Raw genomic sequence first — 22,610 nt, 5'->3', positions numbered from 1 at the left:
TTCGGTAAGGCTTTCAGGGGCGTGGATTTAATAAGTTCATCGAGGGTTGAAGTTGGAAACCGCTTTTCGAATAGAGCCAGAAATTGCTTTATCGAGGAAAACGACGAGTGTTCGTTCACGCCGCGATGAACCTGCTATTCCTAAGAAGACCCCTGAACCCACCAAGGCCCGTCGATGCTGGTCATCGAGCAACTGCACAAATCATTCCCCACCCCCCAGGGCCCGCTCCCCGTGCTGCAGGGCGTCGACCTGCGCCTGGCGCGCGGCAGCAGCCTGGCGCTGATGGGCGAGTCGGGCAGCGGCAAGAGCACCTTGCTGCACCTGGTGGCCGGCCTGGACCGTGCCGACAGTGGCCGCATCCTGATCGACGAGACCCCGCTCGACAGCCGTTCCGAGGCGTCGCTGGCGTTGTGGCGGCGGGAGGGTATAGGCCTGGTGTTCCAGCAGTACAACCTGATCAGCAGCCTGGACGTGGGGGCAAACCTTGCGTTCCAGGCCCGGCTGGCCGGTCGGCATGATCCCGATTGGCTGGCCTACCTGGCGCAGCGCCTGGGGCTGGCGGATTTGCTGGCGCGTTACCCGGAGCAATTGTCTGGCGGCCAGCAGCAGCGGGTTGCCATCGGCCGCGCCCTGGCCGGGCGCCCGGCCTGGTTGCTGGCCGACGAACCCACCGGCAGCCTCGATGAAACCAGCAGCGATGAGGTGTTGAGCCTGCTGTTGCAGCTGGTCGCCGAGGCTGGCAGTGGGGTGCTGATGGTGACCCACAGCCCGCGGCTGGCGGCGCGCTTGCAGCAGCGTTGTTACCTGCAGGCCGGCCGTGTGCGGCCCGAGCAGGGCGGATGAGGCTTCTATCGCTGGCCCTGCTGGCGCTGCTCAGCCACTGGCGGCGCCATCGCGTGCAGTTTTTCAGCATCTTCACCGGCCTGTGGCTGGCCACGGCGCTGTGGACCGGCGTGCAGGCGCTGAACAGCCAGGCACGCAGCGACTATGCCCGCGCCAGCGCGGTGCTGGCCGGGCCGTTGCAGGCGCAACTGGTGCCGCGCCGTGGCGAGCGCTTCGACCAGGCACTGTACGTGCAGTTGCGCAGGCTGGGCTGGGCGGTGACGCCGGTACTGGAAGGGCGCTTGCGCTTTGCTGGTGAGCCGGCGCGCAGCGTGCGGTTGATCGGCATCGAGCCGTTGAGCCTGCCGCCGGCCAGCAGCATCGCCGGTGTGCAGCCCGGAACCTTCGATCTGCAGGCCTTTGTCGGCATGCCCGGGCAAGCCTGGGTCGGGCCGGACACCTTGCGCCAGCTGCATGCCGGCCCCGGGGCCTCAGCACGCGACAGCGAAGGGCAGTTGCTGCCGCCGTTGGTTCTACAGCCAGCGCTGGCCCCAGGGGTGATCGTGGTCGATATCGGCCACGCCCAGGCGTTGCTGCATGCACCCGGTCAGTTGTCGCGCTTGCTGGTGGCTGCCACGCCGGGGCCGCTGCCGGCGGATATCGCGCCTTACCTTGAGCTGCAACCCCGGCAGGACGATGGCGGCTTGCAGCGGCTGACCGACAGTTTCCACCTCAACCTGACCGCCCTTGGCCTGCTGGCGTTCGTCGTCGGCCTGTTCATTGCCCATGCCGCAATCGGTTTGGCACTGGAACAGCGGCGCGGCCTGATTCGCAACCTGCGCGCCTGTGGCATCAGCCTGCAAACCTTGCTGTGCGCCTTGGTGCTGGAGCTGGGGCTGTTCGCGGTGCTGGGCGGTCTTGCCGGCGTGGCCAGTGGTTACGGGCTGGCCGCGTGGTTGCTGCCCGATGTGGCCGCCAGCTTGCGCGGCCTGTATGGCGCCCAGGTCGCCGGGGCGCTGAGCCTGCCCGCAGGGTGGTGGCTGATGGGCGTGCTGGTGAGTGTGCTGGGGGCGCTGCTGGCGGGTTTGGGCAGTGTACTGCGTGCGGCGCGGTTGCCGTTGCTGGCGCTGGCGCAACCTCAGGCGTGGCGGTTGGCCCAGGGGCCTTGGTTGCGGCGCCAGGCCCTGGTGGCCGGCCTGTTGCTTTTGCTGGCCCTGGGCTGTGGCGTGCTGGGCGACAGCCTGCCCAGCGCGTTCGGCCTGCTGGCAGGCTTGCTGCTGGCGGCGGCGCTGCTGCTGCCGGCCTTGCTCGACCGGGTGCTGGCCTGGCTGGCGCGCCATTGCCGGCGGCCTTTGGCGCAATGGTTCGTCGCCGACAGCCGCCAGCAATTGCCGGCCCTGAGCTTGGCGTTGATGGCTCTGTTGCTGGCGCTGGCGGCCAGTGTCGGGGTGGGCAGCATGACCGAGGGCTTTCGCAAGACCTTTGTCGGCTGGCTCGACCTGCGCCTGTCCGCCGACTTGTATGTCACCCCAAGGGACACCGCCCAGGGCTTGCAGATAGCCGAGTGGCTCGGGCAGCAACCTTCGGTGGAGGTGGTACTGCCCGGCTGGCGTGTGGAAACACAGCTGCAGGGCTGGCCGGTGCAGGTCCAGGGCATCGTCGATCATCCTGTCTATCGCACACGCTGGCCATTGCTGGCGCAGCAAAAGCAGGCTTGGCAACAACTGGCCGCCGGGCAGGCCGTGATGCTCAGTGAACAGCTGGCCAGGCGACTGAAGCTGCAGCTGGGTGATCGCCTGAGGCTGCCTGCAGACACTTCGCCAGCCCTGAGCGTTGTGGGCATCTATGCCGATTACGGCAACCCCAAAGGGCACATGCTGGTCAATGCCGGCTGGCTGCGCGGGCACTGGCCACAGGCAACCCTGACCGGGTTGAGTGTCGATCTGGTGGGCGATCAGGCGTCGGCGCTCGAGGCTGCATTGCAACAGCGCTTCGCCCTGGACGACAGCCGCTTGGTCGAGCAGGCGCGTCTGAAACGCTGGTCGACCGACGTGTTCAACCGCACCTTCGCCGCCACCGCCGCGCTCAACAGCCTCACCCTTGGCGTGGCAGGCGTGGCGCTGTTCATCAACCTGCTGACCCTGGGCCAGACCCGCCTGGGCCAGTTGGCGCCGCTGTGGGCACTGGGTGTGCGGCGCACGCACCTGGTGTGGCTGAGCCTGGGGCAGACACTGTTGCTGAGCAGCCTTACCGTGCTGCTGGCGATTCCGCTGGGCATCCTGCTGGCCTGGTGCCTGGTCGCGGTGGTGAACGTGCAGGCATTCGGCTGGCGTTTGCCGCTCTACGTGTTCCCTGCGCAACTTCTGCACCTGGCCGTGCTGGGCATGTTTACCAGCCTGTTGGCCAGCGCCTGGCCACTGTGGCAGCTGGCGCGTCGCCAGCCGCGTGAACTGTTGAGGCCGTTTGCCGATGAAGCGTAGCGCCTGGCTGTTGCTGTTTGGGTTGGTGGGCGGCTGTGACCAGCCCGCCGAGCAAAGCTATGCCGGGCTCGGGCAGCAGGCGGGCGAGTTCAGCCAGGTAAGCCGCGGCCATCGCCTGGAATTTCCGCGGGACCACGGGGCCCACGATGGTTTTCGCATCGAATGGTGGTATGTCACCGCCAACCTCCAGGACTTCCAGGGGCGGGACTGGGGCGCGCAGTGGACGCTGTTTCGCTCGGCCCTGCGCCCAGGCCCCGAGACTGCTGGCTGGAACAGCCCGAACCTGTGGATGGGGCACGCGGCGTTGACCGGTCCCGGTGGTCATCAGTCTGGCGAAACCTTGGCGCGTGGGGGTATCGGCCAGGCTGGCGTGCAGGCCCAGCCATTCCGGGCGTGGATCAATGACTGGTCGTTGCAGGGCAGCAGTGGCATCGAGCATCTGCAAATGGTCGCCGGTGGTGACGGCTTTCGCTATGACCTGCAACTGCACAGCGATCGGCCCTTGGTGCTGCACGGGGACCAGGGCTACAGCGAGAAGTCCGGCAAGGGGCAGGCTTCGTACTATTACAGTCAGCCGTTCTATTGGGTGAGTGGGGAGGTGCAGCGTGACGGCCAGTGCATTGCAGTCACCGGCCAGGCCTGGCTGGACCGGGAATGGAGCAGCCAGCCGCTGGCTGCCGGGCAGACGGGTTGGGACTGGTTTTCCCTGCACCTGGACAGTGGCGCCAGGCTGATGCTGTTCCAGGTGCGCGAAATGCAGGGGGAGGCGTATCGCGCCGGGACCTGGGTTGGCCCTCAGGGTGAGGTGGTGGTGCTGCAGGGGGCGCAGATCCAGCTGCAGGCGCTGGCCTGGGCCCGGCAGAAGAACGGCAAGCAGGTGCCGACGCGATGGCGGGTGCAGGTGCCGGGGCATGGCGTGGATGTGCAGGTCGAGGCTGTGGAGTCGCAGGCCTGGATGGAGACGCGGTTCCCGTATTGGGAGGGGCCAGTGCGCTTGACCGGGAGTGCGGGTGGGCGTGGGTATCTGGAGATGACCGGCTATTAGCACCTCATATCCCGGCCATGAGCCCAGCCCTTTGGGCTGCGCTGTTGCACAAGGAGCTATGCTCGAGAGCGTGTCATATTACCTGTGGGAGCGGGCGTGCCCGCGAAGAGCCCAACACGGTGCATGGCACTGTCTGCTGGCCGGCTTGTTCATATATCGGGCATGACGCGGTCCCGTGTAGGAGCGGCCTTGTGTCGCGAAAGGACCGCAAAGCGGCCCCGGCAATGTTGTGGTGATGCGAAGATCCTGGGGGCGCTTCGCACCCCTTTCGCGACACAAGGCCGCTCCTACAGGGAATCGCGCCAACTTTTGGAATTTGAACAAGACAGTTGCTCGCACAGGTATTGCACAAGGCTTGAGGTCGATGCAGTCGAGGTGGGAGCTGGCTTGCCGGCGATGGGCCGCAACGCGGCCCCAGGTTTTCAATCTTTGATCAACCCTCGCAACACCGCTCGCGCTTCTTCAGTGCGCAAGCACTCGATGAACAACCGGCTTTCCCGCGCCACTGTCGCCTCAAGCTCGGCTCGTTGGCCGTCCTTGAGCAGCCGCTTGCTGATGCGCAGCGCCGCCTGCGGGTAGCCTTGCAGCTGCCGCGCCAGGCGCCGGGCAGCTGCCAGGCACTGCTCACCGTCTTCATGCAGTTCATTGGCCAGCCCCCAGGCCACCATCCGTTCGCCATCAAGCAACTCGTTTGCCAGCAGCAGGCGAGCCGCCCGGGCATGGCCAAGCAAGCGCGGCAGCAGCAGGCTGGAACCAAACTCCGGGCACACGCCCAACGGCGCGAAAGGGATGCGCAGTTTGGTCGTACGGCTGACCAGCACCTGATCGCAATGCAACAGCAAGGTGGCACCAATACCGATCGCCGCACCACTGACCGCGGCAATCAGCGGTTTGTCCAGGCCCATCACCACCCGCATCAGGCGGAACACCGGGCTATCCAGGTCGGCGGGCGGGTTGTCGAGGAAGTCGCGCAAGTCATTGCCGGCGGTAAAGCAGTGCGGCCCACCGGTGATGATGATGGCTTCGACATCAGGGTCTTCACCTGCCGCCAGCAGCAGGTCGCCCAGCTGTTGGTACATGGCGGTGTTCAAGGCGTTGAGCTTGTCGGGGCGGTTGAAGGCCAGGGTCAGCAGGCCCTGGTCCAGGTCACGTGTGATCAGGTCGTTCATGGCAGCCGCTTTTGTTGTTGTGGGCATGGGTGCCAAGGGTTTATCACGCAGTCCGGCTTGTTGTACAGTCGTTCAGTCCAGCCCCTAGCCCGAGAGCCGCCGATGAACCAGGAAGCCCGCTACCACCGCATGCTGCCGGAATTGCGCAAAGCCAACCTGGTCGAGGCGACCTTGGTATGCCTCAAGCGCCATGGCTTCCAGGGCGCGTCGATCCGCAAGATTTCGGCCGAGGCCGGGGTCTCGGTCGGGTTGATCAGCCATCACTACGCCGGCAAGGATGAGCTGGTGGCCGAAGCCTACATGGCGGTCACCGGCCGGGTGATGGGCCTGCTGCGCGAGGCCATGGCCCAGGCCGCGCCCAATGCCCGCGAGCGGTTGTCGGCGTTCTTCCGCGCCTCGTTCTGCGCCGAGCTGCTCGACCCGCAATTGCTCGACGCCTGGCTGGCGTTCTGGGGCGCGGTGAAGACCGCCGACGCGATCAACCAGGTGCATGACCATTCCTATGGCGAATACCGCAATGAACTGAGCGGGCTGCTGGCCACGCTGGCCGGGGAGGAGGGCTGGCAGGGCTTCGATGCCGACCTCGCGGCCATCAGCCTGAGCGCCTTGCTCGATGGCCTGTGGCTGGAGTCGGGGCTCAACCCCGGTACCTTCACCCCCGAGCAGGGCGTGCTGATCTGCGAGGCCTGGGTCGATGGCCTGCAGGCCGGTGGCCGGCGCCGCTTCAGCCTGCCGGAGGGCTGTTGATCGCCTGTTCAGTAACGAGTACGCTGCTGTCGCGAGTGTGTAGAACAAACCAATAAAAAAAGAGACGACACGCAATGACGCCTCGGGTATTGATCGTCGATGACGATCCGCTTATTCGTGACTTGCTGCAGGCCTATCTGTCCCAGGAAGGCTATGACGTGCACTGCGCCGACACCGCGGAAAAGGCCGAAGCCCTGCTCGGCAGCCAGGATGTCGACCTGGTGCTGCTGGACATCCGCCTGCCCGGCAAGGACGGCCTCACCCTGACCCGCGAGCTGCGGGTACGCTCGGAGGTCGGCATCATCCTCATCACCGGCCGCAACGACGACATCGACCGTATCGTCGGCCTGGAATGCGGCGCCGACGACTACGTGATCAAGCCGCTCAACCCCCGCGAACTGGTATCCCGCGCCAAGAACCTGATCCGCCGCGTGCGCCATGCCCGCGAGGTGCACCCGGCGCCGGCCTGCGCGCAATCGCTGAAGCAGTTCGCCGACTGGGCGCTGGACACCGACCGCCGGCGCCTGATCGACGCCCGTGGCGGGCAAACCCTGCTGACCCATGGCGAGTTCCAGTTGCTCAGCGTGTTCCTGCGCAACAGCGGCCACACCCTCAGCCGCGACCAGTTGATGGACCAGATCCGCAACCGCGAGTGGGTGCCCAACGACCGCTCCATCGACGTGCTGGTCGGCCGCCTGCGGCGCAAGCTGCACGACGACCCGGCCGAGCCCCAGCTGATCATCACCATCCACGGCACCGGCTACCTGTTCACCGCCAGCGTGGCGGCATGACCCGCAGCGCCTGGGTGCTGGCCTTGGCATTGTTCGCCGTGCAAGCCAGTGCAAGGCAGCCGGTGCGCTATTGCGACTACCCGGTTTACCCGCCGATTTCCTGGACTGACGGCCACCAGGTGCGTGGCCTGGCCCCCACCGTGGTGCGAGAGCTGTTCGCGCGCATGGGCTACGAAGTGCAGACCGTGGTGCTGGGCAACTGGAAGCGCTGCCTGATGGACGCTGCCGCCGGGCGGGTGGACGTGGTGCTGGCCTACAACAGCGACCAGCGTGACCAACGCATGCGCTTTTCCACGGTGCCGGTGGTGCGTGAGGAAGTGGCGGTGTTCTACAACCGCCTGCGGCCGGTGCAGTTCCAGCGCCTGGAGGACCTGGCCAGCTACCGCGGCGGCCTGCTGTACGGCGAAAGCTACGGCGCCGATTTCGATCGCTTCGTCGCCCGCCACCAGAACATCGAACGGGTGTCGTCCAGCCAGCAGAACTTCGGCAAGCTGATCCGTGGGCGCATCGACTACGTGATCCAGGAGCGGCGCACCGGCCAGCTGTTCATCGAAAACCTGCCCGGGGCGCAGGACATCCGCGTATTGCCCACGGCCCTGAGCGTGGACTACCTGCGCGTTGCGATATCACGGCAATCGCCCTTGAGCCAGCATATGGACGAAATCGACGCGCAGTTGCTGCGCATGAACCAGGCCGGCGAGATCGAGCGCTGGCTGGAGCAGAGCGAAGTGACCTACCGCGACATGGTCAACCTGCCGGCGGACTCCCGATGATCCGCCTGCGCACCGATGGCTTGCTGCGCCGCCTGCTGCTGTTCATTTTGCTGTTCAGCCTGTGCTTCACCGTGCTGGCCAGCTCGGTGCAGCTGTATTTCGAATACCGCCGCGAGATGCGCGATATCGAGGCGCGCATGGCGTTGATCCGCGCCGGTTACCTGGCCAGCCTGGAGCGCAGCCTGTGGGACCTGGACGAGGCACAGCTGGACACACAACTGCGCGGCCTGGTGGACTTTTCCGATGTCGCCCGGGTGCGCCTGGTCAGCGACGATTTCCAGCTGCTGCGTGGCGCCGCCGAGCCCAAGGGGCCGCTGCGCATCGAACGCTTCCCCCTCGATTACCAGCCGCCCTCGGGGCCGGCCAGGCATCTGGGCGAGCTGGAAGTGAGCATCGACCTGGGCGCGGTGCACAGGCGCCTGTATGCCACTGGCCTTGCCAGCCTGCTGTGGATGGGCGTGTTCCTGTGTGGCCTGGCGGTGGCGCTGTCGGGGCTGTTCTACCGCCTGGTCACCCGCCACCTGCAAGTGATGGCCGAGTTCGCCCGGCGTATTGGTGCCGGCCAGTGGCAAGAACCTTTGCGCCTGGGGCGCCGGCCGTCGACGCGCCCGGACGAGATCGACACCGTGGCCAATGCCCTGGATGACATGCGCCGCGCCATCCTCAGTGACATCGAGCGCCGCGAGCGCGACCGCCTGGCGTTGCAGGACAAGCGCGACGAACTGCAGGCCATGGTCGAGCGGCGCACCGCCAGCCTGGCCCGGGCCAAGGACGAGGCCGAAGCCGCCAACCTGGCCAAGTCACGCTTCCTGGCGACCATGAGCCATGAGCTGCGCACACCGCTCAACGGCATACTCGGCATGGCCGAGCTGCTGCGCGGCGGCCGGCTGGAGGCGGCCGACCGCCAGCGCGTCGAGGCCTTGTACAAGGCCGGCGAGGGGCTGCTGGCGATTCTCAACGAAGTGCTGTATTTCGCCCGCCTCGAGGAGGGCGAGAGCCGCGCCGAGCTGGTCGGTTTTTCGCTACGCCAGTTGTGCCAGGAAGTGCTGGCGCTGCTCGAACCCATGGCCAGGGACAATGGCGACGCCCTGCAGCTGCACATCGACGAGCAATTGGCCGAGTACCAGCACGGTGCCGAACAGTACCTGCGCCAGGTGCTCAGCAACCTGCTGGCCAACGCCATCAAGTTCACCGAACACGGCCAGGTGCAGCTTACGGTGCAGGTACTGGCCAGTGACCAGGGCTCGCAGCGCGTGCGGGTGTCGGTCAGCGACAATGGCATCGGCATCGAGCCGGCTGTGCAGGCCAGGGTCTTCGACCGCTTCGTCCAGGCCAGCGAGACGGTGGCCCGGCGCTACGGCGGCACCGGCCTGGGCCTGGCGATCTGCAAGCACCTGGTGGAAAAACTGGGGGGCTGCATTGGCCTGGACAGCGTGCAAGGGCAGGGCAGTTGCTTCTGGTTCGAACTCGACATGGCCCGCGGGCAGCCAGTGCAGGCCAACTCACCAGCCCCTTCGCCCCTGGCCAGCCTGGATATCCTGGTAGTCGAGGACGTGGCATTGAACCGCGAGGTGGCCGGTGGGTTGCTGCTGCGCGATGGCCACCGGGTGAGCTTTGCCGAGGACGCCGGGCAAGCCCTGCAGGCCTGCGCACAGCGGCGCTTCGACCTGATCCTGCTCGATGTGCACCTGCCCGGCATGAGCGGGGTGGAACTGTGCCGGCAACTGCGTGCCACCCCCGGGCCGAACCGCCACAGCCGGGTCCTGGCACTGACGGCTGGCGTGCAACCGGGGCAAGTGCCAGGGTACCTGGATGCCGGCATGCAGGGAGTGCTGGCCAAGCCCCTGCGGCTGGACAACCTGCGCCGGGCGCTGGCCGAAGCGGCGCCCGCTGAAGTGGCGGGCGTCGACGCGACAATGGACTGGTCATTGCTGGACACCCACCGCTCGCTGCTGGGTGAACAGAAGCTGCAAGGCCTGTTGAAGGTGCTGCGCCAGTCGCTGGAGCAGCACGCCACCGCATTGGCCGAGGCGCTGCCGGCCCAGGACTTTACCGAAGTGCTGCACCTGGCCCACCGCCTGGCCGGCAGTTGCGACTCCCTGGGTTTTTCTGGCCTGGCTGCGTTGTTGCGGCGCCTTGAGGACGCTGCCCGGCAGCATGACGAACAGGCATTGAAAGCGCTCGGCGCGCCGCTGGCCACCGAGCTTGCCCAGGCCCGCGCCACCCTGGAACAGCTGATCCAGAGCTGACGTACAAAAAACTTACGACTTTTTACATCTTCGATCCGTTCGTACAACGGCACCTTACATCCGTTTCCAATAATCCAAGGCAACCGTGTTGCACGCGGTCCATGAGGCTTATTGGAGACAAGAATAATGACATGCCGTAGCGCTCAGCCCCTTCTTCCAACCACACCGCGCGGCACCCCCGCGCGGCCTGGCACCAGCCGCAAAGGCGAGGTGCGCCATGACTGACAACCGCGAAAAGATCCAGCTCACCCGCGCGCTGAAAAGCCGGCACATCTTCATGCTGTCGCTGGGCGGGGTGATCGGCACCGGGCTGTTCATGGGCTCGGGCGTGACCATCAACCAGGGCGGCCCGATAGGCGCGATCCTGGCCTACCTGGTCGCGGGTTTGCTGATGTACCTGGTGATGGTCTGCCTGGGCGAGCTGTCGGTGCAGATGCCGGTGTCCGGTTCGTTCCAGGCCCACGCCACCAAGTTCATCGGCCCGGCCACCGGCTTCATGATCGGCTGGGTGTACTGGATGAGCTGGGCCACCACCGTGGGCCTGGAGTTCACCGCCGCCGGCATGCTGATGACCCGCTGGTTCCCCGAGGTACCGATCTGGTATTGGTCGGCGCTGTTCGTGGTCGTGCTGTTCGGCCTCAACGCTCTGGCCACCCGTGCCTTTGGCGAGGCGGAGTACTGGTTCTCGGGGATCAAGGTGGCGACCATCCTCGGCTTCATCATCATTGGCCTGCTGGTGATCTTCGGCGCCATCCCGCTGAGCAGCGGGGCGCCGGCACCGATGCTGGACAACCTGATGGGCGAGTCGCTGTTCCCCCATGGCCTGTCGGCGGTGTTCGCGGTGATGATGACCGTGGTCTATGCCTTCCAGGGCTGTGAAATCATGGGGGTGGCGGCCGGCGAGACCGAGCACCCGGAAAAGAGCATCCCACGGGCCGTGCGCAACGTGGTGTTCCGCGTGCTGATCTTCTACGTGCTGGCGATTGCCGTGCTCTCGGCCATCGTGCCGTTCGAGCAGGCCGGGCTGATGGAAAGTCCGTTCGTGCAGGTGTTCGACATGGTCGGCATCCCCTTTGCCGCCGACCTGATGAACTTCGTCATCCTCACCGCCATCCTTTCGGTGGGCAACTCCGGGTTGTATGCCTCCACGCGCATCCTCTGGGCGATGTCGAAGAGCGGTATGGCGCCGAAAAGCCTGTCGCCGCTGAGCAAGCGTGGCGTGCCGTTGCGGGCGCTGAGCATCACCCTGTGCTTTGCGCTGATCTCGCTGATGACCAGTTTCGTTGCCGCCGACACCCTGTTCATGGTGTTGATGGCGGTGAGTGGCATGTCCGGCACCGTGACCTGGATCGTCATTGCGCTGGCGCAGTACCGCTTCCGCAAGGTCTACCTGCGTGAAGGTGGGCAACTGCAGGACCTGAAGTACAAGGCGCCGCTGTACCCGCTGGTGCCGCTGCTGTGCATCACCCTGTGCAGCTCGCTGTTCGTGTTCCTGGCGCTGGATGAAACCCAGCGGCCGTCGTTGTACTGGGGCTTTGGCTTCATTGCCCTGTGCTACGCGGCGTACTTCTTCGTCAACCGCCGTCGGCAGGGGGCCTTCGAGCCGAGCGTGCCGGGGGTCTGAGGTTTCAATCTCGGGGGCTGCTACGCAGCCCATCGCGACGCAAGGCCGCTCCCACAGGTACCGCGCAGACCTGAAGTCTGCGAATGACTTGTGGGAGCGGCCTTGTGTCGCGATGGGGCGCAAAGCGCCCCCGGCAATCTGTCAGTTGTACAAAGTTGTAACAACCACCTCCTATCTCAACCTTGACCAAAAAAATAAGACTAATAAAAACAACGACATACATCGTTTTCTAGCGTTGTTACAGCCAAATCCCCACCCAATTGCCGCCTTGTTGAACACTCGTTTAGTATCTCCCTCATCAAGCCCTCTCAAACCATCACAACAACACCGAGGCCCCCCATGACCACCCCGTCGTCGTCACTGTTGAGCAAGGTCGAAGCCGGCGTTGCCTGGATCACCCTCAACCGCCCCGAGCAGCGCAACGCGCTGGACATCCCCACCCTCAAGCAACTGCACGCCCTGCTGGAAACCTGCAACAGCGACCCGGCCGTGCGCGTGGTGGTGCTGACCGGCAGCGGGCGCAGCTTCTGCGCCGGTGCCGACCTGGCCGAATGGGCCGCGGCCGAGGCCCAGGGCACCCTGGAAAGCTACGGCTGGACCGAAACCGCCCACGCCCTGATGTTGCGCCTGTACAGCCTCGACAAGCCCACCATCGCTGCCATCAACGGCACTGCCGTGGGCGGTGGCATGGACCTCAGCCTGTGCTGCGACCTGCGCATCGCCGCGGCCTCGGCGCGCTTCAAGGCCGGCTACACCAGCATGGGCTACAGCCCTGATGCCGGTGCCAGCTGGCACCTGCCACGGCTGATCGGCAGCGAGCAGGCCAAGCGCCTGTTGTTCCTCGATGAACTGTGGGGTGCCGAACGTGCCCTGGCGGCCGGGCTGGTCAGCGAAGTCTGCGCCGACGAGCAACTGCCCGCCGTGGCCGCCGAGCTGGCCGGGCGCCTGGCCAACGGCCCCACCTTCGCCTACGCGCAGACCAAGCGGCTGATCCGCGACGGCGCCCGGCGCACCCTGGCCGAGCAGCTGGAGGCCGAGCGCCAGGCCGGCCTGCTGTGCGGCCGCAGCCAGGACGGTGCCGAGGCGCTGCAAGCCTCGGTGGAACGCCGCGCCCCCCGTTTCACCGGCCAGTAACCCGATAACCGACCCTCACCAGGACCTTCGCAGATGAATTTCCAACTGACCCAAGAACAAGAAATGTTGGTGGAAGCGGTACGCAGCTTTGTCGCCAAGGAGCTGCTGCCCCATGAGGAGGCAGTGGACCGCGCCGATGCCGTGTCGCCCGAGCTGGCTGCGCAGATCCGCGGCAAGGCCATCGCCGCCGGGTTCTATGCCTTCAACATGCCCGAGGAGGTCGGCGGCGGTGGCCTGGACTATCTGTCCCAGGCGCTGATCGAGCGCGAACTGTCCAAGGTGTCCTGGGCCCTGCACGTGTTCGTCGCGCGGCCATCGAAAATCCTCATGGCCTGCAAGGACGAGCAGATCAACGACTACCTGTTGCCCTGCGTGCAGGGCGAGAAGATCGACTGCTTCGCTCTAACCGAGCCGGGCGCCGGCTCCGATGCCAACGCCATCAAGACCCGTGCCGTGCGCCAGGGTGACGACTTCGTCATCAACGGCAGCAAGCACTTCATCAGCCATGCCGGCCACGCCGATTTCGCCATCGTCTTCGCCGTCACCGACACCTACGAGCACAATGGGCGCAAGCGCAACGCGGTAACGGCCTTCCTGGTCGACCGTGGCACGCCGGGCATGACCATCCGCCGTGGCCCCAAGTGCGTGAGCAACCGTGGCTACCACACCTACGAGCTGTTCTTCGACGACTGCCGGGTGCCGGCCAGCAAGGTGCTGGGCGAGGTCGGCAAGGGCTGGGAGGTGGCCAACGCCTGGCTCACCGCCGGCCGGGTGATGGTCGCCGCCAACTGCGTGGGCCAGGCCCAGCGTGCCCTCGACCTGTCGCTGCAATGGGCCGCCGACCGCAAGCAGTTCGGCCAGGCCATCGGCAGCTACCAGGGCGTGTCGTTCAAGCTGGCCGACATGGCCACGCAGATTCGCGCTGCGGAAATGCTCACCCTGCACACCGCCTGGAAGATGGACCAGGGCAGCATGACCGACGGCGAGGCCGGCATGGCCAAGCTGTTCGCCAGCGAGGTGCTGGGCAAGGTTGCCGACGAAGCCGTGCAGACCTTCGGCGGCATGGGCCTGATGGATGAAGGGCCGGTCGAGCGCATCTGGCGCAACGCACGCATCGAGCGCATCTGGGAAGGCACCTCGGAAATCCAGCGGCACATCATCGCCCGCGAACTGCTGCGCCCGCTGCTGCGCTGAACGCCAGGAGAACACCCATGTCGCATTCGATTCGTGACAACCTCAAGCGCCTGCTGGCACCCCGGCACCTGGCCTTCGTCGGCGGGCGCAGCATGGCGCGGGCGCTCAAGCGCTGCGCCGAAGGTGGCTTTGGCGGCGAGTTGTGGCTGGTCAACCCGCAGCATGACAGCCTTGAAGGTATCCCCTGTGTGGCGCGGGTGGCCGACTTGCCCCATGCCCCGGACGCGGTGTTCATCGCCACCAACCGCGAACTGACCCTGCAGTGCGTTGCCGAGCTGGCCGCACGCGGCGCCGGTGGCGCCATCTGCTATGCCTCGGGCTTTGCCGAAAGCGGCGAAGAGGGCCGCCAGCTGCAGCAGCGCCTGCTCGCCGCCGCCGGCAACATGGCCTTGCTCGGCCCCAACTGCTACGGCCTGCTCGACTACCTGCACGGCGCTGCCCTGTGGCCGGTGGCCCATGGTGGCCAGCAGGTGGAGAAGGGCGTGGCGATCCTCACCCAGAGCGGCAACTTCGCCTACAACCTGTCGATGAGCGACCGTTCGCTGCCGGTGGCCTACATGGCCTCGGTCGGCAACCAGGCACAACTGGGCGTGGCCGAGCTGATGGACGTGCTGCTCGACGACCCACGGGTAACCGCCATCGGCCTGCATCTGGAAGGCTTGAAGAACGTGCCGGGTTTCGCCCGTGCCGCCTGCAAGGCATTGCAGCAGGGCACGCCGATCATTGCGTTGAAGACCGGCGTGTCGCAGATTGGCGCCGAACTGGCGCTCAGCCACACCAGCTCGCTGTCCGGCTCCGATGCCTTGTACGACAGCCTGTTCCAGCGCCTGGGCGTGATCCGCGTCAGTGGCCCGGTGAGCTTCGTCGAAACCCTCAAGGCCGCCGCCTGTGGCCGCCTGCCGGTGGATGGCGAGCTGATTGCCCTGGCTTGTTCCGGTGGCGATGCCGGCTTGATCGCCGACTATGCCGAGCGCAACCAGCTGGTCCTGCCTAAGCTCGCACAAGGGCAGGTGGCGCAGTTGGCCGAGGTGCTGCCGGCCTATGCCAACCTGGTCAACCCGCTGGATTTCACCACTGCCATCTGGGGTGATGCAGCGGCCCTGCAACGTATGCTCGACAGCACCCTGAGCGGCGCAGCCGACGCGGCCATGCTGGTGCTGGACTACCCGGCGGCGTTCACCGGCGAACGCAAGGAATGCGACCTGCTGCTGGCGCTGTACTGCGATGCATTGGAACGCCACGGCAAGATCGGCTTCGTCACCTCGGCATTCCCGGAGCTGTTGCCCGCCTGCGCGCGCGAGCGTTTGCACGCGCGTGGCATCGCCGCCCTGCAGGGTGTGGAGGATGGCCTGGCAGCCTGGGGCCGCATCGTCGCCTACCAGCGCAACCGCCAGCGGCTGCTGGAACAGGGTGAGGCCACGCGGGTGCCGCTGTGCCCGCAGGCCCTTGGCGGCGAGAGCCACCTGCTGGACGAATGGCAATCCAAACAAGCCCTGCGTGCCTTCGGCCTGCCGGTACCGGCTGGGGTGCTGAGCACACCCGAGCGCGCCGTGGCAGATGCCGCCCGCGTCGGCTACCCGTTGGTATTGAAGGCGGTCAGCGCGCAACTGCCGCACAAGACCGAAGCCGGTGCAGTGGTGCTGAACCTGCGCGATGCCGCCGCCCTCGAGGTTGCGCTGGTGCAGATGCGCCAGCGCATCGCCGCCTACGCCCCGCAGGTAGCGTTCGACCAGGTGCTGCTCGAACCGATGGCCGAGCCGCCGCTGGCCGAACTGATCGTCGGCATCAAGCGCGAGCACGACTTCGCCCTGGCCCTGGTGATCGGTGCCGGTGGCGTGCTGGTCGAGTTGCTCAAGGACAGCGTCAGCCTGTTGCTGCCGACCACCGACGATGCCATCCGCAGCGCGCTGCTCGGCCTGCGCAGCGCCAGCCTGCTGCAAGGCTTCCGTGGCCGCCCGGCCGCCGACCTCGACGCACTGGTTGCGGCTATCCGCGCGGTGGCCGACTACGCCTGCGAAAACGCCGGGCAACTGCTGGAGCTGGATGTGAACCCATTGATGGTCGGTGCCCACGGCACCACCGCGGTCGACGCGCTGATCCGCCTCGGCCAGGCGCAAGGAGAACGACATGAATAAGCACACCCCGACCGCCGGCCAGGCGTTGGTGCGCCTGCTGGCCAACTACGGCGTGGAAACGGTATTCGGCATCCCCGGCGTGCACACCCTGGAGCTGTACCGCGGCCTGCCGGGCAGCGGCATCCGCCATGTGCTGACCCGCCACGAGCAGGGCGCCGGCTTCATGGCCGACGGCTATGCACGGGTAAGCGGCAAGCCGGGGGTGTGCTTCGTCATCACCGGCCCGGGCGTGACCAATGCCGCCACCGCCATCGGCCAGGCCTATGCCGACTCCATCCCGATGCTGGTGATTTCCAGCGTCAACCACACTGCCAGCCTGGGCAAGGGCTGGGGCTGTCTGCACGAAACCCAGGACCAGCGCGCCATGACCGCGCCGATTACCGCGTTCTCCGCCGTGGCCCTGCGCGGCGACGACCTGCCCGAGCTGATCGCTCGTGCCTGGGCCGTGTTCGACAGCGAACGGCCGCGCCCGGTGCACATCTCGGTGCCGCTGGACGTACTGGCCGCGCCGGTCAGCCGTGACTGGAGCGCTGAGGTGGTGCGCCGCCCCGGGCGTGGCCAGCCGTGCCGCGACATCCTCGACCAGGCCGCCGTGAAGCTGGCCGCCGCCAAGCGGCCGATGATCATTGCCGGTGGTGGGGCATTGCACGCGGCCGAGCAGCTGCAGCAGCTGAGCACTCGGCTGGCAGCGCCATTGTTCACCAGCGTGGCCGGCAAGGGCCTGCTGCCTGCGGACGCACCACTGAATGCCGGCGCCAGCCTGTGCGTCGAGCCCGGCTGGCAGCTGATCAGCCAGGCCGATGTGGTGCTGGCAGTGGGTACCGAAATGGCCGACACCGACTTCTGGCGCGAGCGCCTGCCGATCAGCGGCGAGCTGCTGCGCGTGGACATCGACCCGCGCAAGTTCAACGACTTCTACCCCTGTGCCATAGCCCTGCACGGTGATGCCCGGCAAACCCTGGCCGGCCTGCTCGAGCACCTGCCAGCGCTGGACCGTGACCCGGCTCAGGCCAGCGAAGCAGTGGCCAACCTGCGCCTGGCCATTCGCAGCGGGCATGCGCCGCTGCAGGCCGTGCACCAGGCAATCCTCGACCGCATTGCCGCCGTGCTGCCCGACGATGCCTTCATCAGCAGCGACATGACCCAGCTGGCCTACACCGGCAACTACGCCTTCGCCAGCCGGGCGCCGCGCAGCTGGCTGCACCCCACCGGCTACGGCACCCTCGGCTACGGCCTGCCGGCCGGCATCGGCGGCATGTTCGCCAGCGACCACCGCCCAGGCCTGGTGCTGGTGGGCGACGGCGGCTTCCTCTACACCGCCCAGGAACTGGCCACGGCAGTCGAGGAACTGGACCGACCGTTGGTCGTGCTGTTGTGGAACAATGACGCCCTTGGCCAGATCCGTGACGACATGCTCGGCCTGGACATCGAGCCGGTCGGCGTACTGCCGCGCAATCCGGACTTCATCGGCCTGGCCCGTGCCTTTGGTTGCACGGTGCGCCAGCCGCGTGATCTGGATGCGCTGCAGGCCGACCTGGCCAGCGGTTTCGCCACCCCCGGCGTCACCTTTATCGAACTCAAACACACCTGCGTCTGCTAAGCGGCAGACACCACGAACAACAAGAGAAACCACCATGCCATTTCGCCGTACCCTCCTGGCTGCATCCCTCGCTCTGCTGATCACCGGCCAGGCCCCGCTGTACGCCGCACCACCCCTGTCGATGGACAACGGCACCGCCGCCCTGACCGCGCAAAACAGCAACGCCTGGGTCGAAATCAGTGCCGGCGCGCTGCAACACAACATCCGTACCTTGCAGGCCGAGCTGGGCGGCAAGTCCAAGCTGTGCGCCGTGCTCAAGGCCGACGCCTATGGCCACGGTATCGGCCTGGTGATGCCGTCGATCATCGCCCAGGGCGTGCCTTGCGTGGCGGTGGCCAGCAACGAGGAGGCCCGCGTAGTCCGCGCCAGCGGCTTCACCGGGCAACTGGTGCGGGTACGCCTGGCCAGCCTCAGCGAAGTGGAAGATGCCTTGCAGTACGACATGGAAGAACTGGTCGGCAGTGCCGAGTTCGCCCGCCAGCTCGATGCCCTCGCCGAACGCCACGGCAAGACCCTGCGCATCCATCTGGCGCTCAATTCCAGTGGCATGAGCCGCAACGGCGTGGAGATGGCTACCTGGTCCGGCCGGGGTGAAGCGCTGCAGATCACCGACCAGAAGCACCTCGAGCTGGTCGCGCTGATGACCCACTTCGCCGTGGAAGACAAGGACGATGTGCGCAAAGGCCTGGCAGCGTTCAACGAGCAGACCGACTGGCTGATCAAACACGCGAAACTTGATCGCAGCAAGCTCACCCTGCACGCCGCCAACTCCTTCGCTACGCTGGAAGTGCCGGAAGCGCGCCTGGACATGGTGCGCACCGGCGGCGCGCTGTTCGGCGACACCGTGCCGACGCACACCGAATACCAACGTGCCATGCAGTTCAAGTCGCACGTGGCAGCGGTGCACAGCTACCCGGCAGGCAACACCGTCGGCTATGACCGCACCTTCACCCTGGCGCGTGATTCGCGCCTGGCGAACATCACCGTCGGCTACTCCGATGGCTACCGCCGGGTGTTCACCAACAAGGGCCATGTGCTGATCAACGGCCATCGTGTGCCGGTGGTGGGCAAGGTGTCGATGAACACGTTGATGGTCGATGTCACCGACTTCCCCGATGTGAAGGGTGGCAACGAAGTGGTGCTGTTCGGCAAACAGGCCGGGGGTGAAATCACCCAGGCCGAAATGGAAGAAATCAACGGCGCGCTGCTCGCCGACCTGTACACCGTATGGGGCAGTTCCAACCCGAAGATTCTCGTCGACTGAAACCGCCAATGAAGGGAGATTGCCATGCGCTACGCCAAGCTCACTCAACGCATCGCCGGCGACGGGGCCGCGGCCTGGGACATCCACTACCGCGCCCTGGCGCTGCAGGCCGAGGGCAAGGATATCCTGCTGCTGTCGGTGGGTGACCCGGACTTCGACACCCCCGCGCCGATCGTCGAGGCGGCCATCGACAGCCTGCGTGAGGGCCACACCCATTACGCCGATGTGCGCGGCAAGCTGGCGCTGCGCCAGGCCATCGCCAACCGCCACCGGCAGCGCAGCGGCCAGGCCGTCGATGCCGACCAGGTAACGGTGCTGGCGGGGGCCCAGTGCGCGCTGTACTGCGTGGCTCAGTGCGTGCTCGACCCGGGTGACGAGGTAATTGTCGCCGAGCCCATGTACGTGACCTACGAGGCGGTGTTCGGGGCCTGTGGCGCCAAGGTGGTGCCGGTGCCGGTCAAGCCGGAGAACGGCTTTCGCGTGTGCCCGCGTGACGTGGCCGCGCGCATCACCCCGCGCACCCGCGCCCTGGCCCTGAACAGCCCGCACAACCCCTCGGGGGCGAGCCTGCCGCGCGCCACCTGGGAGGCGCTGGCCGAGCTGTGCATCGCCCACGATCTGTGGCTGATCTCCGACGAGGTGTACAGCGAGCTGTTGTACGACGGCGAGCATGTCAGCCCTGGCAGCCTGCCGGGCATGGCCGAGCGCACCGCCACCCTCAACAGCCTGTCGAAGTCGCATGCCATGACCGGTTGGCGGATGGGCTGGGTGGTCGGTTCGACCGAGCTTGCCACCCACCTGGAAAACCTCGCCCTGTGCATGCTGTACGGCTCGCCGGACTTCATCCAGGACGCCGCCGTGGTGGCGCTGGAGCAGCAACTCCCGGAACTGGATGTCATGCGCGAAGCCTATCGCCAGCGTCGCGACCTGGTGTGCGAGCAGTTGGCCGACTGCCCGGGCATCAAGGTGCTCAAGCCCGATGGCGGTATGTTCGTGATGGTCGACATCCGCGAGACCGGCGTATCTGCCCAGACCTTTGCCGACTACCTATTGGACAGCCAGGGCGTGTCGGTGCTTGCCGGCGAAGCGTTCGGCCCCAGCGCTGCCGGGCATATCCGCCTGGGCCTGGTGCTGGGCAATGCGGCGCTGATCGATGCCTGCCGGCGCATCGCCTGTTGTGCCGACGAACTGAAACGGGACTACGGCCATGCGTGAGTATGCGCGGCTGTACATCGACGGTGCCTGGCAGGTACCGAGCGGGCAGGGCATGGCCGAGGTGATCGACCCGGCCACCGAACAGGCCATCGGCCGCGTGCCGCTGGGCGCCGAGGCCGATGTCGAACGGGCGGTGATGGCTGCGCGGCGGGCCTTCGATGGCTGGTCGCGCACACCGTCCAGCGTACGCGCCGGGTACATAACGGCGCTGGCCGCACAGCTGAAGAGCCGCGCCGCGGAAATGGCCTCGCTCATCACCGATGAACTGGGCATGCCGGTGCAGTGGTGCCAGGCGGTACAGGTCGAGGGCCCGATTGCCGGGCTGGAGCAGTACGCCGAACTGGCCGGGCTGATGGATGAGGTGCGCGAAGTCGGCAACTCGCTGGTGTACCGCGAGGCCGTTGGCGTGTGCGCGTTCATCAACCCGTGGAACTACCCGCTGCACCAGATGATCGGCAAGCTGGCGCCGGCCCTGGCCGCCGGCTGCACGGTGGTGGTCAAGCCCAGCCAGGAAACACCGCTGCATGCGTTCCTGCTGGCCGAGATGATCGAGGCCATCGGCCTGCCGGCCGGGGTGTTCAACCTGGTCAGCGGGCCGGGGGCCAAGGTTGGCGAGGCACTGGCCCGGCACCCGCAGGTGGACATGGTGTCGTTCACCGGCTCCACCGGCGCCGGGGTGCGCGTGGCCCAGGCGGCCGCGCCGACGGTGAAGCGGGTGTGCCTGGAGCTGGGCGGCAAGTCGCCGCTGCTGATCACCGCCGACGCCGACCTGCACGCGGCGGTGCGCCATGGCGTGCAGGACGTGATGATCAACTCGGGGCAGACCTGTACGGCCCTGACCCGCATGCTGCTGCCGGCCAGCCGCTACGCCGAGGCGCTGGAGATCGCCGAGGCCGAGACCCGTACGCTGGTCATGGGCGACCCGCGTGACCCGGCCAGCTTCCTCGGGCCGATGTGTTCGGCAGGCCAGCGGCGCACCGTGCTCGACTACATTCGCCTGGGGCAGGAAGAGGGCGCGCGCCTGCTGTGCGGCGGTGATACGCCGGCCGGTTTCGAGCGCGGTTTCTACGTGGCGCCGACGTTGTTCGCCGATGTCGACAACCGCATGCGCATCGCCCAGGAGGAAATCTTCGGCCCGGTGCTGTGCCTGATCCCCTATGCCGACGAGGCCCAGGCGCTGGCCCTGGCCAACGATTCGCCGTTCGGCCTGTCCAGCGCGGTGTGGGCCGGTAGCCGCGAGCACGGCCTGGCCCTGGCGCGGCAGATACGCGCCGGGCAGTGCTTCATCAACGGTGGCGGGTTCAACTACCAGGCACCGTTTGGTGGCTACAAGCAGTCGGGCAACGGGCGCGAGTGGGGCGAGGAGGGCCTGGCGGAGTTCGTCGAGGTGAAAGCGGTGCAGTGCTGAGCCACAGCTGGAAGACAACCTGTTTTGTGTGAGGAGAATGTTTGTGAATGTACTGATCGTCCACGCTCACCCCGAGCCGCAATCGTTCACTGCTGCCCTGCGTGACCAGGCCGTGGAAACCTTCCGCGCCCAGGGCCACCAGGTGCAGGTCAGCGACCTGTACGCCATGGGCTGGAACCCGGTGGCCAGTGCCGATGACTTCAGCCAGCGCGAGAACCCCGAGTACCTGGTGTATGCCCTGGAGCAGCGCCAGGGGGTGAAGCGTGGTGCCATTGCCGCGGATATCCAGCAGGAGCTGGACAAGCTGCTGTGGGCGGACTTGCTGGTGCTGAACTTCCCGATCTTCTGGTTCTCGGCGCCGGCCATGCTCAAGGGCTGGATCGACCGGGTGCTGGTGTCGGGGGTGTGCTATGGCGGCAAGCGCTTCTACGACCAGGGCGGGTTGGCGGGCAAGAAAGCGTTGGTGACCGTGACCCTGGGCGGGCGCGAGCACATGTTTGGCGACGGGGCGATTCATGGGCCGCTGGAAGACATGCTGCGGCCGATCTTGCGCGGCACGCTGGCCTACGTGGGGTTCGAGGTACTGCCGCCGTTCGTGGCCTGGCATGTGCCGTACATCAGTGACGAGGCGCGGCAGGCGTTTTTGCAGCAGTACCGGCAGCGCCTGGAGCAGCTCTCGGACGACCAGCCTTTGGTGTTCCCGCGTCTGGAGCAGTTTGATGAGGCGCTTTACCCGCTGGCGTGATTGACTGTTCTGGCCCAATCGCCGGCAAGCCAGCTCCCACAGGGAAATCACAGGGCTTCAGGACTGTGGAGGACCTGTGGGAGCTGGCTTGCCGGCGATTGGGCCTGTGGCCTTCATACGAAATTCACCTGCCAAAAAACGACCACCCACACATTCGGGGTATGTCCCCCTTCGGCAAATCCCTCGATAGTGCCCCCATCGGCTCGATCCCGAGC

Annotated in this window: 17 protein-coding genes; 16 read left to right on the top strand and 1 reads right to left on the bottom strand. The window is 66.6% G+C overall.

Annotated features, from left to right (window positions below; all coding sequences use genetic code 11):
• Window positions 1-174: 174 nt before the first annotated feature.
• Genes CAG46_RS09190 through CAG46_RS09180 form a run of 3 tightly spaced genes read left to right on the top strand, consistent with a single transcriptional unit; the run spans window position 175 to window position 4,347 of the window.
• Window positions 175-843, top strand: coding sequence for an ABC transporter ATP-binding protein (locus tag CAG46_RS09190; RefSeq protein ID WP_085615292.1), 669 nt, complete (start codon window positions 175-177; stop codon window positions 841-843).
• Complete coding sequence (locus CAG46_RS09185) at window positions 840-3,302, top strand: ABC transporter permease (protein WP_085615294.1); 2,463 nt, start codon at window positions 840-842, stop codon at window positions 3,300-3,302. The genes CAG46_RS09190 and CAG46_RS09185 overlap by 4 nt, the downstream gene beginning before the upstream one ends.
• Window positions 3,292-4,347, top strand: a complete 1,056-nt coding sequence (locus CAG46_RS09180) for a lipocalin-like domain-containing protein (protein ID WP_085615296.1) — start codon at window positions 3,292-3,294, stop codon at window positions 4,345-4,347. The genes CAG46_RS09185 and CAG46_RS09180 overlap by 11 nt, the downstream gene beginning before the upstream one ends.
• A gap of 422 nt (window positions 4,348-4,769) precedes the next feature.
• On the opposite strand, the gene CAG46_RS09175 is transcribed toward CAG46_RS09180, so the two are convergent.
• Window positions 4,770-5,516 (bottom strand): enoyl-CoA hydratase, encoded by a 747-nt coding sequence (locus CAG46_RS09175; protein ID WP_085615298.1) that lies wholly within the window; start codon window positions 5,514-5,516, stop codon window positions 4,770-4,772.
• Between the two features lie 102 nt (window positions 5,517-5,618).
• Between CAG46_RS09175 and CAG46_RS09170 the strand changes: the two genes are divergently transcribed.
• The 13 genes from CAG46_RS09170 (at window position 5,619) to CAG46_RS09110 (ending at window position 22,395) form a co-directional block, all read left to right on the top strand.
• Window positions 5,619-6,263 (top strand): TetR family transcriptional regulator C-terminal domain-containing protein, encoded by a 645-nt coding sequence (locus tag CAG46_RS09170; RefSeq protein ID WP_015270774.1) that lies wholly within the window; start codon window positions 5,619-5,621, stop codon window positions 6,261-6,263.
• 74 nt (window positions 6,264-6,337) lie between these two features.
• Complete coding sequence (locus CAG46_RS09165) at window positions 6,338-7,054, top strand: response regulator (RefSeq protein WP_012271826.1); 717 nt, start codon at window positions 6,338-6,340, stop codon at window positions 7,052-7,054.
• A complete protein-coding gene (locus CAG46_RS09160; protein WP_085615300.1) occupies window positions 7,051-7,827 on the top strand; it encodes an ABC transporter substrate-binding protein in 777 nt (258 codons plus the stop codon). The genes CAG46_RS09165 and CAG46_RS09160 overlap by 4 nt, the downstream gene beginning before the upstream one ends.
• Window positions 7,824-10,076 carry an ATP-binding protein gene (locus CAG46_RS09155; protein ID WP_085615302.1) on the top strand — a complete coding sequence of 751 codons (2,253 nt, stop codon included), beginning with the start codon at window positions 7,824-7,826 and terminating at the stop codon, window positions 10,074-10,076. Before CAG46_RS09160 ends, CAG46_RS09155 begins: the two co-directional genes overlap by 4 nt.
• Window positions 10,077-10,293: 217 nt before the next feature.
• Window positions 10,294-11,700 (top strand): amino acid permease, encoded by a 1,407-nt coding sequence (locus tag CAG46_RS09150; RefSeq protein ID WP_075044924.1) that lies wholly within the window; start codon window positions 10,294-10,296, stop codon window positions 11,698-11,700.
• Between the two features lie 339 nt (window positions 11,701-12,039).
• Window positions 12,040-12,834 carry an enoyl-CoA hydratase/isomerase family protein gene (locus CAG46_RS09145; RefSeq protein ID WP_085615304.1) on the top strand — a complete coding sequence of 265 codons (795 nt, stop codon included), beginning with the start codon at window positions 12,040-12,042 and terminating at the stop codon, window positions 12,832-12,834.
• A gap of 33 nt (window positions 12,835-12,867) precedes the next feature.
• Window positions 12,868-14,028 (top strand): acyl-CoA dehydrogenase family protein, encoded by a 1,161-nt coding sequence (locus tag CAG46_RS09140; protein ID WP_085615306.1) that lies wholly within the window; start codon window positions 12,868-12,870, stop codon window positions 14,026-14,028.
• Window positions 14,029-14,045: 17 nt separating this feature from the next.
• The gene (locus CAG46_RS09135) at window positions 14,046-16,163 is read left to right on the top strand and encodes an acetate--CoA ligase family protein (protein WP_085615308.1); all 2,118 of its coding nucleotides are present in this window, start codon (window positions 14,046-14,048) and stop codon (window positions 16,161-16,163) included.
• The gene (locus CAG46_RS09130; protein ID WP_085615309.1) at window positions 16,156-17,763 is read left to right on the top strand and encodes a 5-guanidino-2-oxopentanoate decarboxylase; all 1,608 of its coding nucleotides are present in this window, start codon (window positions 16,156-16,158) and stop codon (window positions 17,761-17,763) included. Before CAG46_RS09135 ends, CAG46_RS09130 begins: the two co-directional genes overlap by 8 nt.
• A gap of 34 nt (window positions 17,764-17,797) precedes the next feature.
• Complete coding sequence (alr, locus tag CAG46_RS09125; protein WP_085615311.1) at window positions 17,798-19,027, top strand: alanine racemase; 1,230 nt, start codon at window positions 17,798-17,800, stop codon at window positions 19,025-19,027.
• Between the two features lie 24 nt (window positions 19,028-19,051).
• Window positions 19,052-20,242, top strand: a complete 1,191-nt coding sequence (locus tag CAG46_RS09120; protein WP_085615313.1) for a pyridoxal phosphate-dependent aminotransferase — start codon at window positions 19,052-19,054, stop codon at window positions 20,240-20,242.
• Window positions 20,235-21,650, top strand: a complete 1,416-nt coding sequence (locus tag CAG46_RS09115) for an aldehyde dehydrogenase family protein (protein ID WP_085615315.1) — start codon at window positions 20,235-20,237, stop codon at window positions 21,648-21,650. The genes CAG46_RS09120 and CAG46_RS09115 overlap by 8 nt, the downstream gene beginning before the upstream one ends.
• Before the next feature lie 43 nt (window positions 21,651-21,693).
• Complete coding sequence (locus tag CAG46_RS09110; protein ID WP_025338748.1) at window positions 21,694-22,395, top strand: NAD(P)H-dependent oxidoreductase; 702 nt, start codon at window positions 21,694-21,696, stop codon at window positions 22,393-22,395.
• Window positions 22,396-22,610 lie beyond the last annotated feature (215 nt).

Origin of the sequence: Pseudomonas sp. B23(2017) (assembly GCF_002113725.1) — a bacterium.
GTDB lineage: Bacteria > Pseudomonadota > Gammaproteobacteria > Pseudomonadales > Pseudomonadaceae > Aquipseudomonas > Aquipseudomonas putida_Z.
This window is presented reverse-complemented; position numbering and strand designations above follow the sequence as displayed.

Coding starts and splice junctions, on each gene's coding strand:
- CAG46_RS09190 (WP_085615292.1), top strand. CDS start 175: ATGCTGGTCATCGAGCAACTGCACAAATCATTCCCCACCCCCCAGGGC.
- CAG46_RS09185 (WP_085615294.1), top strand. CDS start 840: ATGAGGCTTCTATCGCTGGCCCTGCTGGCGCTGCTCAGCCACTGGCGG.
- CAG46_RS09180 (WP_085615296.1), top strand. CDS start 3,292: ATGAAGCGTAGCGCCTGGCTGTTGCTGTTTGGGTTGGTGGGCGGCTGT.
- CAG46_RS09175 (WP_085615298.1), bottom strand. CDS start 5,516: ATGAACGACCTGATCACACGTGACCTGGACCAGGGCCTGCTGACCCTG.
- CAG46_RS09170 (WP_015270774.1), top strand. CDS start 5,619: ATGAACCAGGAAGCCCGCTACCACCGCATGCTGCCGGAATTGCGCAAA.
- CAG46_RS09165 (WP_012271826.1), top strand. CDS start 6,338: ATGACGCCTCGGGTATTGATCGTCGATGACGATCCGCTTATTCGTGAC.
- CAG46_RS09160 (WP_085615300.1), top strand. CDS start 7,051: ATGACCCGCAGCGCCTGGGTGCTGGCCTTGGCATTGTTCGCCGTGCAA.
- CAG46_RS09155 (WP_085615302.1), top strand. CDS start 7,824: ATGATCCGCCTGCGCACCGATGGCTTGCTGCGCCGCCTGCTGCTGTTC.
- CAG46_RS09150 (WP_075044924.1), top strand. CDS start 10,294: ATGACTGACAACCGCGAAAAGATCCAGCTCACCCGCGCGCTGAAAAGC.
- CAG46_RS09145 (WP_085615304.1), top strand. CDS start 12,040: ATGACCACCCCGTCGTCGTCACTGTTGAGCAAGGTCGAAGCCGGCGTT.
- CAG46_RS09140 (WP_085615306.1), top strand. CDS start 12,868: ATGAATTTCCAACTGACCCAAGAACAAGAAATGTTGGTGGAAGCGGTA.
- CAG46_RS09135 (WP_085615308.1), top strand. CDS start 14,046: ATGTCGCATTCGATTCGTGACAACCTCAAGCGCCTGCTGGCACCCCGG.
- CAG46_RS09130 (WP_085615309.1), top strand. CDS start 16,156: ATGAATAAGCACACCCCGACCGCCGGCCAGGCGTTGGTGCGCCTGCTG.
- alr (WP_085615311.1), top strand. CDS start 17,798: ATGCCATTTCGCCGTACCCTCCTGGCTGCATCCCTCGCTCTGCTGATC.
- CAG46_RS09120 (WP_085615313.1), top strand. CDS start 19,052: ATGCGCTACGCCAAGCTCACTCAACGCATCGCCGGCGACGGGGCCGCG.
- CAG46_RS09115 (WP_085615315.1), top strand. CDS start 20,235: ATGCGTGAGTATGCGCGGCTGTACATCGACGGTGCCTGGCAGGTACCG.